The organism is Rhizobium sp. R693, from assembly GCF_002211315.1.
Lineage (GTDB): Bacteria > Pseudomonadota > Alphaproteobacteria > Rhizobiales > Rhizobiaceae > Rhizobium.
This window is the reverse complement of sequence record NZ_LOKY01000008.1, coordinates 37,333-50,818: the sequence shown is the minus strand read 5'-3', so window position 1 is coordinate 50,818 and position 13,486 is coordinate 37,333. Positions and strand designations below refer to the sequence as shown.

16 protein-coding genes are annotated in these 13,486 nt (G+C 59.7%); 1 reads left to right on the top strand and 15 read right to left on the bottom strand.

Annotated elements, in window-relative coordinates:
- Positions 1-37 precede the first annotated feature (37 nt).
- The 10 genes from ATY79_RS09310 to ATY79_RS09265 form a co-directional block, all read right to left on the bottom strand.
- A complete protein-coding gene (locus tag ATY79_RS09310) occupies positions 38-793 on the bottom strand; it encodes an SDR family NAD(P)-dependent oxidoreductase (RefSeq protein WP_088703722.1) in 756 nt (251 codons plus the stop codon).
- 20 nt (positions 794-813) lie between these two features.
- Positions 814-1,572 (bottom strand): SDR family oxidoreductase, encoded by a 759-nt coding sequence (locus tag ATY79_RS09305; RefSeq protein WP_088703626.1) that lies wholly within the window; start codon positions 1,570-1,572, stop codon positions 814-816.
- Complete coding sequence (locus ATY79_RS09300; protein ID WP_088703625.1) at positions 1,556-2,617, bottom strand: proline racemase family protein; 1,062 nt, start codon at positions 2,615-2,617, stop codon at positions 1,556-1,558. The genes ATY79_RS09305 and ATY79_RS09300 overlap by 17 nt, the downstream gene beginning before the upstream one ends.
- Positions 2,618-2,630: 13 nt before the next feature.
- Positions 2,631-4,106, bottom strand: a complete 1,476-nt coding sequence (locus ATY79_RS09295; protein WP_088703624.1) for an aldehyde dehydrogenase family protein — start codon at positions 4,104-4,106, stop codon at positions 2,631-2,633.
- Between the two features lie 27 nt (positions 4,107-4,133).
- Complete coding sequence (locus tag ATY79_RS09290) at positions 4,134-5,372, bottom strand: FAD-dependent oxidoreductase (RefSeq protein ID WP_088703623.1); 1,239 nt, start codon at positions 5,370-5,372, stop codon at positions 4,134-4,136.
- A gap of 47 nt (positions 5,373-5,419) precedes the next feature.
- The gene (gene dapA / locus ATY79_RS09285) at positions 5,420-6,298 is read right to left on the bottom strand and encodes a 4-hydroxy-tetrahydrodipicolinate synthase (protein WP_088703622.1); all 879 of its coding nucleotides are present in this window, start codon (positions 6,296-6,298) and stop codon (positions 5,420-5,422) included.
- Between the two features lie 32 nt (positions 6,299-6,330).
- Complete coding sequence (locus ATY79_RS09280; RefSeq protein ID WP_088703621.1) at positions 6,331-6,996, bottom strand: amino acid ABC transporter permease; 666 nt, start codon at positions 6,994-6,996, stop codon at positions 6,331-6,333.
- A 10-nt stretch (positions 6,997-7,006) separates the two neighbouring features.
- Positions 7,007-7,669: an amino acid ABC transporter permease gene (locus tag ATY79_RS09275; RefSeq protein WP_088703620.1), complete on the bottom strand. Its 663-nt coding sequence runs from the start codon at positions 7,667-7,669 to the stop codon at positions 7,007-7,009.
- Between the two features lie 9 nt (positions 7,670-7,678).
- Positions 7,679-8,455 (bottom strand): amino acid ABC transporter ATP-binding protein, encoded by a 777-nt coding sequence (locus ATY79_RS09270; protein ID WP_088703619.1) that lies wholly within the window; start codon positions 8,453-8,455, stop codon positions 7,679-7,681.
- A gap of 73 nt (positions 8,456-8,528) precedes the next feature.
- Positions 8,529-9,362 carry a transporter substrate-binding domain-containing protein gene (locus tag ATY79_RS09265; protein WP_088703721.1) on the bottom strand — a complete coding sequence of 278 codons (834 nt, stop codon included), beginning with the start codon at positions 9,360-9,362 and terminating at the stop codon, positions 8,529-8,531.
- A 198-nt stretch (positions 9,363-9,560) separates the two neighbouring features.
- On the opposite strand from ATY79_RS09265, the gene ATY79_RS09260 reads away from it, so the two are divergent.
- Positions 9,561-10,280 (top strand): GntR family transcriptional regulator, encoded by a 720-nt coding sequence (locus tag ATY79_RS09260; RefSeq protein WP_088703618.1) that lies wholly within the window; start codon positions 9,561-9,563, stop codon positions 10,278-10,280.
- Between the two features lie 199 nt (positions 10,281-10,479).
- On the opposite strand, the gene ATY79_RS09255 is transcribed toward ATY79_RS09260, so the two are convergent.
- The 5 genes from ATY79_RS09255 to ATY79_RS09230 form a co-directional block, all read right to left on the bottom strand.
- Positions 10,480-10,707 carry a hypothetical protein gene (locus tag ATY79_RS09255; RefSeq protein ID WP_088703617.1) on the bottom strand — a complete coding sequence of 76 codons (228 nt, stop codon included), beginning with the start codon at positions 10,705-10,707 and terminating at the stop codon, positions 10,480-10,482.
- Between the two features lie 35 nt (positions 10,708-10,742).
- Positions 10,743-10,982 (bottom strand): 30S ribosomal protein S21, encoded by a 240-nt coding sequence (gene rpsU, locus ATY79_RS09250; protein ID WP_088703720.1) that lies wholly within the window; start codon positions 10,980-10,982, stop codon positions 10,743-10,745.
- Between the two features lie 457 nt (positions 10,983-11,439).
- Entirely contained in the window at positions 11,440-11,649 is a 210-nt protein-coding gene (locus ATY79_RS09240) for a cold-shock protein (RefSeq protein WP_088703615.1), read from the bottom strand.
- Between the two features lie 231 nt (positions 11,650-11,880).
- Positions 11,881-12,633 (bottom strand): SDR family oxidoreductase, encoded by a 753-nt coding sequence (locus tag ATY79_RS09235; RefSeq protein ID WP_088703614.1) that lies wholly within the window; start codon positions 12,631-12,633, stop codon positions 11,881-11,883.
- Positions 12,630-13,484 carry a carbohydrate ABC transporter permease gene (locus ATY79_RS09230; RefSeq protein ID WP_088703613.1) on the bottom strand — a complete coding sequence of 285 codons (855 nt, stop codon included), beginning with the start codon at positions 13,482-13,484 and terminating at the stop codon, positions 12,630-12,632. The genes ATY79_RS09235 and ATY79_RS09230 overlap by 4 nt, the downstream gene beginning before the upstream one ends.
- Between the last annotated feature and the right edge of the window lie 2 nt (positions 13,485-13,486).

Sequence of the window (13,486 nt, the reverse complement as noted above, 5' to 3'; positions counted from 1 at the left end):
CGCGGACTGGCTCGCCTTCGGCAATCGTCGAGCCGGCTCAGGCAACCGCCTGCGCGCCAGTGATCTCGACCAGCGATCCGCACATGAACGCCGCCTCGTCAGAGGCCAGAAATGCAACCAATGCTGCAACCTCCTCGGGCTTGCCAATCCGGCCGAAGGGCACCAGCCTATCGAGATCTGCGATTGTCTTGCCCGAGCGCCTCACGCCTGCCTCAAGCATGCTTGTGTGAATTTCGCCAGGACAGACAGCGTTCACCCGGACCTTGTCCGGCGCGTAGTCACGGGCAAGGTTCTGGGTGAAGGCCGCGACCGCAGCCTTGGTCGTGTTGTAGGCGATGTGGTTCGGCGCCGGATAGAGCCCCCACTGCGAGGCTGTGTTGACAATGGCGCCGCCGCCAGCCGCAATCATGTGCGGAAGTGCTGCACGGCACAGGTGAAACATCGAATCCAGATTAACCGTGAAGCTGACATCCCAATCCTCGTCCGAAAGCGACAGCAGGTTTCCACGCCGGTTTATGCCGGCATTGTTCACGAGGACGTCCAGGTGACCTTTCAGTTCGAACGCCTTCGCCACCAGCAAGAAACATTCCTCCTTGCTCGAGATGTCCGCCGTAATTGCCGTCGCGTAACCGCCGTCGTCCCCGATTCCGCTTGCGACCTTGAGAGCCGCTTCGCCGTTCACGTCGGTAACGACGACCAACGCACCCTCAAATGCTAACCGACGCGCAATGGCCGAGCCGATCCCGCCTCCCGCACCCGTCACAATGGCGACCTTGCCTTCAAACCGTCTCATAAAACCATCCTCTTCTGGGATCATCGAATGTAGCTTCCGCCGTTGACATCGAGGGTCGCCCCATTGAGCGACGCTTGGCTGGGGCGCAAAACAAAGGCGACCAGTTCGGCGATCTCAAAAGGGCTCGCCATCTTTCCGATCGGTATGTCGGCGACGGCCGCAGCCTCCCCATGGGTCGCGATGAAATCCTCGGCCATCTTAGTCCGTACCCAGCCAGGAGCGATAGCAACCGCCACCACGCCATCAGCACCGAAGCTGCGGGCTATCGATTTGGTCAGATTGAGAAGGGCTGCCTTGGCAGCACCATAAGGCATGGCGTCGGCGGCATATCCGCGCTGTCCGGCGCGGCTCGCAATGTTGATGATGCGGCCGCCGCCATTTGTCCTGAAATGGCCGATTGCATCCTTGCAAAGGTCTGCTGCCGCAAAGAAATTGACCTGGAACTCGCTCTGCCAGGCGGACCGCCATTCTTGCGCCGGCGCGTCGATCAAGATCTCCGTGCGGATACCCGCATTATTAACGAGCCCGTGGACACGTCCGGCCGCCTCGATAGCCTTGCGCCAGAGATCAACTGCGCCTTCCGGCACAGAAAGATCGGCCTCTATCAGCCATCCATGTCCGCCGATCCGGGACAGCAGGTCCTCGGCTCCACGTCGGTCTCGTCCGTAGTGGATGATCGGTCGAGCGCCTTCTGCGGCGAGGCGCTCGACGATTGCAGCACCGATGCCGCCTGTTGCCCCGGTGACCAGGATGGCCTGTTCTTCAAGCGGCGTGATCATGGCTTTTGCCTCCCGTCAACAGACCGACCTGCGGTCCCCATGTGTCGGAGAGCGCAAAGCCATTGGCGAAGGGATCGTCTTGCGCAAGCCTGAGCTGCGAGCGTCCGTAAACGTAACCGCGTCCAGTGATGCGCGGCAGGATCGCCCTTTTCCCACCGATCCTGGTCTCGCCGATCGCCTCGGCAATAAACTCCCCACCGATAATGGAACGTGAGGTTCGGCTGTCGCCCACCGCAACAAGGCCGCGTGCAAAGAGCGTTGCCAGATTGGCTGAACTGCCGGTGCCGCAAGGCGAGCGGTCGACGCGGCCTGGCTGCAGGGTCGTGCAGGTCCGCACGGCACCGTCGGGCTCCTGGTTGCGGAACATGACATAGGCGATCTCGTCGACACCCGGCAGCGTCGGATGCGCGACCTTCACCTGTTCGGCCAGAAGCTGTTTCAGCTCGATGCCTGCCTGAGCAAGCTCGCGAGCATTCCTGGGCTCGATGGCCAGACCGAGCGGCGCCACATCGATCAGCGCGTAGTAAACGCCACCGAAAGCGATATCGACCTTGATTTGACCCCATGCCGGCGTGTCGATCTCGCAATCGAGCAGCTCTGCGAAGCTTGGCACGTTGTCGAGACTGACGCTCACGCAGCGGCCGTTCTCGCACCTGGCTTGCGTGACGACAAGGCCTGCAGGCGTATCCAGTCGTACCGTCGTAAAGGGCTCCTGCATCGGCACGCGGCCGCTTTCAAGCAGCGCCGTGACGACGCAGATGCAGTTGCTGCCCGACATCGGGTGCGCGCGGTCGGCTTGAAGGACGATGAAGCCAGCATCGGCATCCGGACGCGTCGGCGCGACAATGAGGTTTACCGACATGGCGACGTTGGCACGAGGCTCGAAGGCGACGAAACGCCGCAGACTATCATCCACCGTGTTGATGTGGTTCATCTTGTCCAGCATGGTCGCGCCGGGGATTTCCGCAGCGCCGCTGACGAGCACATGCCCGACTTCGCCCTGGCAGTGAACGAGCAGCAGTTCGAGAGATTGATCGAAGAACATCCTGCATCACCCCCTACTTGACGTACCAGCCCCAGGGCTTGTCGGTGACGTATTTCGTGATCTGTTTGGTTTCGAGATAGTTCTCAAGACCCCAACGGCCGAGTTCGCGCCCGATCCCGGATTGCTTGTAGCCACCCCAGGGCGCCTCGGTGAAGGTTGGCTGCGAGCAGTTGATCCAGACGATCCCGGCCCGCAACGCTGCGGCGACGCGTTCGCAACGGGCGTCGTCCTTCGACATGACGGCGGCGGCGAGGCCAAAACGCGAGTCATTCGCCCGTTCGATGGCCTCCTCCTCGGTCTTGAAAGGCCGGATGCAGACGACCGGGCCGAAGATCTCTTCGACCCACGCGTCGCTCTCAAGGGGAACATCGGTCAATACCGTCGGTCGCAGGTAGTAGCCCTTGTCGTAACCTTCCGGGCGTGTCCCACCGCAGGCGACCGTCGCACCGGCCTTGCGAGCCGCCTCGATCGCCGCGACAACCTGTGCATATTGGCGCTTCGAGACGAGGGGTCCGAGTAACACGCCCTCGTCCAGGCCATTGCCGATCGTGATCTTGTTGGTTTCCTCGACAAGACGTGTCAGGAGGCGCTCATAGATGGTGTCCTGGACGAGGACGCGGGACGTCGCTGAACAGACCTGACCCTGGTTCCAGAAGATGCCAAACATGATCCACTCGACGGCATCGTCGATATCGGCGTCTTCAAACACCACGAATGGTGACTTGCCGCCAAGCTCCAGGCTGACGCGCTTGATGTCGCGGGCGGCCGCAGCCATGATCTTCGAACCGACTGGACCAGATCCCGTGAACGCCAGCTTGTCGACGCCCTTGTGGTCGATGATCGCCTGTCCGGCAACCGAGCCCGAACCTGTGATAACGTTCAGAACGCCCGGAGGAAGTGCGACATCATCGGCGATCGCCGCCAGTTCAAGCGCGGTCAGCGATGTAAGCTCGGCAGGCTTGAGGACGACCGTGCATCCGGCGGCGAGCGCCGGAGCAACCTTCCAAGCGGCCATCAGCAGCGGGTAATTCCACGGGATGATCGCCCCCGCCACGCCGATCGGTTCCTTGACCGCTTTCGAGGTGAAGCGATCATCGCTAAGCACGATCGGCTCTTGCGGGTCGTTGTCGAGCTTTTCTGCAAGGCCTGCGTAGAAGTCGAAGCAGCCGGCGGCGTCTGCGACGTCCCAGTCGGCCTCGGGAAAGGGCTTGCCATTATCGAGGACTTCGAGGCGGGCAATCTTTGCCTGCCGCGAGCGGATACCATCTGCGATGGCACGCAGGTACCTGGCGCGCACAGCACCCGAAAGCTTTGGCCATCCGTCAGCGTCGAAGGCACGGCGGGCGGCCTTGACGGCGATATCGACGTCCTCGGCCGTTGCAGCGGCAATCACCTGGATGACCTCTTCGCTCGCCGGGTTGATGACGTCGCAGGTGCCGCCCCTGACCGGCCTCGTCCACTTGCCATCGATGTAGAGTTCGCTTCGCATATCGTCCTCCTTGTAGCCGCGTGCGCTCTAGAACCGGTCGACGCGATAGGGTTTCATGTCCACGGGCGGTTCGACGCCCGTAATGAGGTCGGCCATCAATCGGCCGGTGGTTGCTGCATAGGTCAGCCCCAGATGGCCGTGACCCGTTGCGTACCAGACATTGTTGCGCTTGGCCGATGGCCCCATGACCGGAATTGTGTCCGGCAAGGCCGGGCGATGTCCCATCCACTGCGTCGTCTGGCGAAGCTGGAGTTCTGGAAGAGCTTGCCTGGCGCGCTTGACCAGCACCTCGGCACGTCGATAATCGGGCGGTGCATCCAGGCCTGCCATTTCAACCGTGCCGCCGACCCTGATGCCGCCTGCCGTCGGTGTCACCATGAAGGCGCGCGCTGGCCAGATGATCGAGTGTCGCATTGAAATGCCGGGATCCATGATCTGCGTATGATAGCCGCGCTCGGTTTCAAGCGGGATGTACTCTTTGAGACGTGCAGAGAGCCGACCTGTGTATGCTCCTGCCGCCAGCACGATTTCGCTTACCGGAAGTCTTCGCCCGTCGGCCAGCCGCAATCCCACGACACCCTTCTCGCCATGGTCAAATTCCACGACCTCCCCTTCCTCGATCAGGCCGCCGAGCAATCGGAATTTATCGGCAAGGGCAACAACGAACCTGTAAGGATCGGCAACCGAGCGGTTGTCAGGAAACAGCACGGCCTTGCCGATTGTCGTCGTCACCGCCGGCTCGAGGTCACGGATCGCATTTGCGCCGAGAATTTCGTGGCGAAAGCCGAAGCGCTCCAGGACCTCCATGTGCTCACGATCGGCGCGAAATTCCGCCTCGTCCGCATAGAGGCTGAGGCAACCGTTGGCGCTCAGCATGTGGCGCAATCCCGTCTCTTTCAGAAGGGCGTCAAGGTCTTCGTGAACCCGCCGGCACAGGGTTGCGCCCGCAGCTTCAAGTTCACGGAGCCTCGAGGGACGACTTGCCGAAAGGAAACGCAGGAACCAGGGGATGAGCTTTATCATATAGGTGGGCCGCACGCGCACCGGTCCTTCCGGATCGAGCATCCACTTCGGCATCTGCGCGAAGATGCCGGGCCTCGAAGCGGGCATGAATTCGGTGACGGCGATGCTTGCCATGTTGCCGAAGGAGGCGCCGGATCCCGGCGCACTCCTGTCAAGCAAGGTGACCTGCTTGCCTCGGCGCTGCAGTTCGTAAGCGACTGCCACGCCGATGATGCCGGCTCCGACGACCACGGTAGATGCCACGACAACCTCACAGAATTTGAAATGTGGAGCCGAGCCGCTCCAGGCTCTTACCAGTTGAGGATCGGCTGCATGGCAGCCTTGAACTCGGCCTTTTCCTCAGCGGTCAACTCGCCAAGCGGCGCGCGGCAATTGCCGACAGGTAGCCCCTGGAGTTCGCAGCCATACTTGACCTTCTGCACGAACTTGCCACTTTCGAGGATGTTCATGGCACGATAGAGGACGATCATCTTTTCGCGCGCTTTGGCCAGGTCTCCCGCGCGGAAGGTTCGGTCGAGATCGACGCATGCCTTCGCCATGCAGTTGGCCGGTCCGCAGATCCAGGCGTCCGCGCCCCAGAGCATGAAGTCAAGCGCGATGTCATCAGATCCCGAAACGAGGTCGATGCGGCCGTCGTAGCGGGCGTGGATGTCGATCGCACGCTGGAGTGATCCAGAACTTTCCTTGATGCCGAGAACGCGCGGGTCATCGGCAAGCGCGTCCAGAATGTTGAAGCCGATCTCGACCCCGTCCTTGTACGGATAGCTGTAAAGAACGAGGTTGATATTGGTCTCGTCAAGCACCTTTTGAAAGTGCGCCAGCAGTTCGTCCTGTGTCGGGCGGGTGTAAAACGGCGTGGCAAGCAGCACCGTGTCGTAGCCGATCTCCTTGGCCCGAAGCGTGTTGTCGATGACTTCCCGGGTTGCGGGGGCATTCGTTCCGGCAATCAGGGCTTCACCTTCATCGGCGAAGTCCTTTACGAACCTCAGGACCTCGTCGCGCTCAGCGTTCGAAAGGGCCGAATATTCCCCCGTCGATCCCATCGGCACCCAGCCGGTCACACCTGCGGCGCGAAGCGCGGTCAGATGTTTCTCGAAGGCCCTGAAGTCGACCCTGCCGTTTGCGTCAAACGGGGTGATCAGCGCGGGCATGACGCCGGACAGTTTCATGAGAGTTCTCCTGTTGGTTCGAATGGGTGCGATCAGATCGCGAGTTTCTTGAGAATGCGGCCCTCGATAAGGGAGACCGCCCTCGTCAGCGGGAACGCGATGGCGAAATAGATCAGGGCAACCACTGTCAGCACCTCGACCGGCCGTGCCGTGTTGTTCGAGATGTTCTGGCCAACGAACATCAGGTCAGCCATGCCGACGGCAGAGACAAGGGCGCTCTCCTTGAAGAGGCTGACACAGTTGGACAACAGTGTCGGGATCGCGCGCAGCACCGCCTGCGGCAGCACGACGTTGACGATGCGGACATTGCGGGACAGACCCAGGGCGACGCAGGCATCCATCTGCTCGTGCCCGATCGACTTGAGGCTGGCGCGAAACGTTTCGCTCGTTATCGCCCCCATGTAGAGCGTCAGAGCGATAACGCCCGATGCAAGGTTGGAGAGTTCGACGCCGAGGATCAGCGGCAGGCAGAAGAAGATCCAGAAAAGCTGGATGAGGACGGGTGTGCCGCGGAAGAACTCGACGTAAATGCCGGAGATTGTCCGCAGTGCAAGGTTCCGCGACGTCCTGGCAAGACCGACGAGGAAGCCGAGGGAGCATCCAAGCGCGATGCAGATCACGGTCAGCTTGATGGTTGTCCAAAGGCCAAGCAGCAAGGCGTGCTCGAAGCGCAGAAGGATTGCAAAGTCGAGGGTCATCCCTGGTCTCCTAGCTGGAAAGAAGCTGCCGGCGGCGTTCAAGCAAGCCGACGATCTGGGTTATCGGGAATGACACGGCAAAATAGATGAGGGCTACGACCGTGAACGTCTCGATCGGGCGATAGGTTTCGGTGGCAAGCGTCTTGCCCTGATACATGAGATCCTGGATCGCGACGATCGCGACCAGCGCGCTCTGCTGGAAGATGACGATGCCGTTCGTCAGCAATACGGGTATCGAGGCGCGGAACGCGGTCGGAAAGACGATGTAGAGGATTCGCTGCAGTGGTGACAGGCCCAGTGCAATCCCGGCATCGAGCTGCTCGCGCGGCACGGCCTGGATCGCGGCCCGATAGGCTTCGGCGTTGAAGGCCATGAGGTTCAACCCGAGCGCAAGCACGCCCATCGTGATCGGGTCGAGGAAGACGTCGAAGATCATCGGCACGCAGTAGAAGATCCAGACAATCTGGACGATCGCCGGCGTGCACCGGAAGAATTCGACGAACAGCATGAAGGGCAGCCGGATCATCCGGTAATTGCTCATGATGAGGAGTGCAAGCACAAAACCGAGGACGACGCCGATGACATTGGCCGCCGCGGTCAACTCGAGGGAAACCCAGAGACCCTGCAGAAGCGGCGAGATCGACACCGCATTGAAGTCGAACGTATAGTTCACGGCCGCCTCCTATTGCTTGATGTGAAAGACGCGGTCGATGAATTCTTTCGTGCGCTCCTCCTTTGGTGCGCCCAGCACCTGTTCGGGAGGACCGTCCTCAACAACGATCCCGCCGGCGCAGAAGATCACGCGCGAGGCGATGTTCTTGGCAAACCACATGTCGTGGGTGACGATCATCATCGGCATGTTCTGGGAGGCCAATTGGAGAATGACCTGCTCGACTTCGCTGACGAGCTCTGGGTCGAGGGCCGACGTCACCTCATCAAACAGCATCAGTTTTGGATCCAGCATCAAGGCACGGGCAATGGCGACACGCTGCTTCTGTCCACCTGAAAGCTGGGCGGGATAGGCTTTTGCCTTGGCAGCGAGCCCGAAGCGCTCGAGAAGGGTTTGCGCGCGGGTCTCGGCTTTTGCCTTGGTTTCACCGCGGACCTTGCAGGGCGCAAGGATGAGGTTCTGCGTGACGTTCAGATGCGGGAACAGAGTGTAGTGCTGGAAAACCATGCCGATCGACCGGCGAACCTCGGTGTCGATCGCCGTCTTCCGGCCGGTGCCCTGCGACGATATGTAGGCCTTCCCATCAAAGCTGATCGATCCGCTGTCGATCTGCTCAAGCCCCATCATGACGCGCAGCAAGGTGCTTTTGCCACCGCCGCTCGGACCGATCACGACAACGCGCTCACCGGGCTTCATTTCGATGTCGATGCCTTTCAGCACCTGAACTGCTCCATCCCCGTAGCTTTTGTGGAGCGCCTGCATTTTCACGAGGGGAAGGCTGAAAGACATGGTCGTGCCGATCTCGGTTTGTCTGAAAAGCAAGATTGAGGCGTCGACGGCTTGGCGCCGACGCCCGATGGGATCAGTTCGTGCCCTTGAGGACCTGATCGACGGCCTTGCGGATCAACTCGTCGACGTGACCGGTCGCGACCTTCTCTTCGAGGAAGATGTTGACGACTTCGACGTCGGCGGCCGACAAGCCATGCGGCAGTCCGAACGAGACCCCCTGCTTGGCAAGCGCCGGCGTCGGGTTTAACGCGACAGCCCAGTCGGGATTGGCTTGCGTGAGAAGCTGGTTGGTGTCGGAGGCGTCGACCAGTATGTCAGCGCGCTTGGAGGTCAGGGCGAGACGTGTTTCGTCGTTGCCCGGCAGACGCATGATGGTGGCATTCTTTACCACTGCCGAGATCGCCTTGTCCTGGGCAGTGCCCGACATGACAGCGATCGTCACGCCGGCCTTGTCGATGTCGGCGACAGATGCGGCACCCTGAGGGATCTTCGGGTTGCTTTTGTTATAGGCGAGAGAGATCTGGTATTCCATCGCCGGGATCGAGAACTGGACGGCCATGGCGCGAGCGGGCGTGCGGTTAAGCGCCAGTGAGACATCCCATTTGCCGGCCTGAAGACCTGCCACGATGTTGTCCCAGGTCGTATCGACGAATTCCGGCTTCACCTTGAGCACGTCGGCGAACTCGCGGCAAAGGTCTGCGTAAAAGCCGGAATAGTCGCCGGTTGCAGGGTCTCGCATGATGTAGGGTGGTGCAACGGCAGCGCCGCACTTCAAGACCCCCGCCTTTTGAACGCCCTGCCAGTATCCCTCTGCAGTCTGGGCGTGAGCTGCGGTGATCGTCAGCCCGCCCATAAGGGCGAGCGCGGGCAGCGTCCGCAAGGCGGACGTCATCATCTTCGTAAGCATCGGCATTCCTCTTTGCTGTGCGCGAAGCGCGTTGTTCCACTCGTCGGCTCTAGCCGTTTCTGTTGTTTTGCTGTCGGCTGCGTGTCGACTGGCTGTTATGTGTCAACAGCATGTCGACAATGTCAAGCGGAAAAAATTACATTGCCGACACGCTGTTTTTCTGGCCCAATGGCGCCATCGCGCATGAAAGGGACCTAAGTGTCTGACGAAACTGAAGTGAAACGTGTCCGCGGGACGGGCTGGAAAAGTGTCTACGAAACGCTTCGAAACGAGATTCTCGCCCTGACGCTTCCGCCCGGTCAGCTTCTCGACGAGATGACGCTTGCTGAACGCTTCGACATGTCGCGCTCTCCTGTGCGCGAAGCGCTGATCAGGCTCGGCGCCGATGAACTGGTCGTCACACTTGCAAACCGCAGCACGATCGTCGCGCCAATCGAGGTTGCCACCTTCCCGAAATATGTCGAGGCGCTCGATATCGCCCAGCGCATGAATACGCGGCTCGCCGCCGCGCTACGGACCGAGGCCGACCTGAAGGTCATCGCCAAGCGTGACAAGGCGTTTGCGGGCGCGGTCAAAACGGGAAACCATCTTGCAATGTCGGAGGCGAACAAGGAGTTTCATATGGCCATCGCCTATGCCGGCAAGAACCAATATCTCGCGTCTTTTTACGAGAAGCTCCTCTCACAGGGGCAGCGCATGCTGCATCTGCATTTCGAATACCTGGAACGAACGCATGAGGGTTATCTCTTAACCGACGAACACAGTCAGATGCTGGAGGCGATCCGGGACAGAAACGTTGATCTGGCCGACGAGCTGGCACACGCCCACACCCGCCAGTTCCAGGATAACTTCATCAACTTCATGCGCGAGAATTACACAACCGACGTGATGCTCGGCCCGCTTCGCGCCGCGGAGTGATCGATCAGGTGCGTGGCCCCTTCAGCCGGCGTCTGCGGATGATGCCAGCTGCGCGCTAGCTGGCGTCTGCCAAGGAGCGGCAGATGACGGCATGAATGCGCAGCCGATGGTTTGCGCGCTTGCTGAAATTGACACACCGATGATTGGCAGCGAAATGCCTACGCGTCTGCGAAATTGCGAGCGAGGAATGGCCCAGCTCTTAGGAGGATGAAGCCGGCTTCGTCGCCGTCCGCCGCTTCTTCGCAGGAGTGGTTACCGGTGGCGCCTCGGCTTCGTGCTGCAAGCGCAAGGCCTTTAGCTTCTCCGTCTTTTTTTCGCGAGCTGCGGTCTCAGCGTTGACGATGGCCCTCGCCGTCGTATCGGTGACGGCCGCCTTATCGCGCGCTGAGAGCTTGGCCGGATTGAAGAATTCGTCTTTTGAAGTCATCTGCTCTCTCTCGCCGGAGCCTGCCCGATGGCAATTCAACGCGCCGGGCGGACTGCCTTCTTCGGGGTCGGAAGGAGACCTTCGCGCTGAAGCTTCTTGCGCGCAAGCTTGCGCTGGCGGCGAACCGCTTCGGCTTTTTCGCGAACACGCTTCTCGGAAGGCTTTTCATAGGCACTGCGCGCCTTGAATTCGCGGAACAGACCTTCGCGCTGCATCTTCTTCTTCAGGACGCGGAGCGCTTGGTCGACGTTGTTGTCTCTGACGAGAACCTGCAAATTCGTTCCTTTCATGTGGGCAAACTCTTTTGCCCGTTGGACCAGAGTGGAGACTACTTCCGCACCCTGAGACTTGACGTTTTCAACCAGGATCCGCCCTGAATATCCGTGACCCTTGCAGTCTGGGGCGAAGGCGGCGCGGATTGCTGCAGGTCGATATCGCTCTCCAGGATTCGCCGATCGAAGTTTTCGGTCTCGAATCGAACGCGATACTGCGGCCGACTGCCTTCAGAGGGAAGAACCGCCGCAATCTTGCAGGTCCTGCCCGCCACTTCGGTACGGACGAAACCGTCTTTCAAAACAATACTGTCGCCGACAGCGTATCTCGGCATTCGTGCCATTCGGTTTCACTCAACTGCATTGATCGTCAAAAGCATAAAAGGCCGGGCGTGACCCGGCCTTTGCCATCAGGCTCTCAGCTGCCAGTACATCCGTGGTCAGCCGGGCCGAATGAGACCTAGGCTGCGCGCAGGTTGTCGGCAGAATTCTTGCCGGACTTCTTGTCGCGGACGAGATCATAGCTGATCTTCTGGCCATCGGACAGATTGCCGAGACCAGCACGCTCCACAGCGGAAATGTGAACAAAAACGTCCGCACTGCCGTCATCCGGCTGAATGAAGCCGAAGCCCTTGGTGCTATTGAACCACTTAACGGTACCTGAATTCATAACGATCTCCTTTCAATAGTCGTTACTGCCATGCGTCTATTCACAAGGCTAAAGATCGATCTTGAGAGGAAATCTGAAGGAGCTTCGAGCTCTTTGACAAAGGACACAACCAACAGTCGATGACCTACATATAACGCAAACTGTGGATTAAACAAGGCACCCAAGGCAGTCTATTGATGTCACGCATCGAGCCGCGACGGATTCTGACAAGCCCCTCGCGACCGCCTCGCCTTAGAACGCGCCCAACCGGCTCGACATGCCCTGATCGGCGATGATTTCACTTCCACTCAAGGCGGCTGATTTGTCTGAAAGCAGAAACGCCGCCAAGGTTCCAACATCCTCGACGGTATTATAGGTTCCCGTCGCATGCGCCTTCAGGAAGTGCGCCGCCATCCCCGGGTCTTCGGCCTCCAGAGCAGCGATTTTCTCCGTGCGTGTCAAGCCGGGGCAAAGGGCATTGACCCTGATACCAAGCGGACCGAGGCTCCATGCCATTGCCCGCGTCATCGCCACGATAGCGCCCTTGGTGCCAGCATACATCTCGTATCCGGCAAGCGTGGCGCGGGCATGATTGGAGCCAATGTTGACAATCGAAGCCGGCCTTCCCATCAGCGGTACCAACGCCTGCGATACGACAAAAACCGATCGCTGGTTGACCCGCCAAAGCAGATCGAGTTCTTCCAACGGCATTTCCAGAAATGGCCTTTCGATGGTGACGCCGGCATTGTTGACCAGACCGTCCAGCTTGCCGAAGGCCCGTCCGACCTCACGCGCAAGAACGGCAATGGCATCAGGATCGCTGACGTCGGCCTGGAGGAATTTGGCTCCGGCCGCAACAACCCCTTGCCTCTCCTCAGCCAAGAGCGAAACACCGAGCACGGTCGCGCCGGCTTGAATACAGGACTTGACGATGCCAAGCCCTATTCCAGCACCGGCACCGGTGACCACGAGCGTCTTGCCCTGAAGTGGATGTGCGTCGCTCATTTCACCGCTCCGGCTGTAATCCCGTTAACAATTCGCCGTTGGAACACAATGAAGAGAACCAATAGCGGCAGCGAACCCAAGACCGCAGCTGGAAACAGCTCTTCCGGATTGAGACTGTGATTGCCCACAAAGTGATAGACGCTCATCATCACCGTAAACTTTTTGTCGTCTGTCAAAAGCAGCAGCGGATAGATGAAATCGTTCCATACCATCAGCATGACAAACAGCGACAGCGTGGCGGTTGCCGGACCAAGCAGCGGCCTGATCACATACCAAAAGATCTGGAACTGTGAGCAGCCGTCCAATTCGGCCGCCTCTTCCAGCTCCTTTGGAATTGCGCGAATGAAACTCGTATAGAAGAAGATCGCAAGCGGCAGATTGAGCGCCGTAAAGGCAAGGATGATACCGAGATAGGTGTCAAGAAGACCTATTCTGGCGAAGGTTTCATAAATCGGCGTGATCGTCACAAAGGATGGCGTTGCCAGGCAGAGCGACAGAAGGGAAATCGTCACCTGGGTCGAGCGGCTTTTCGAGCGCGACAGCGGATAAGCAGCAAGCGCACCTGTGAACGAGACGGCAATGGTGACCGCAATGGTGGTCCCGAGCGAGTTCAGGATGCTGCGCAGATAGGACATCTTTTCATAGGCATTTGCATAATTCTCGAAGCGCCAATGTTCAGGCAGCGCCAGCGGGGCGTTGACGACCTCCTGCCCATTGCGAAACGACATGAGCACCATATAGGCGACGGGCAGCAGCATGACGGCGACAAGCCCCAGCACGAAAACATGCGCCAGGAACTGCTTGACCGGGAACTGCTTGGCCAGAAATTGCTTCGATTGTCTCGTCGTCATTG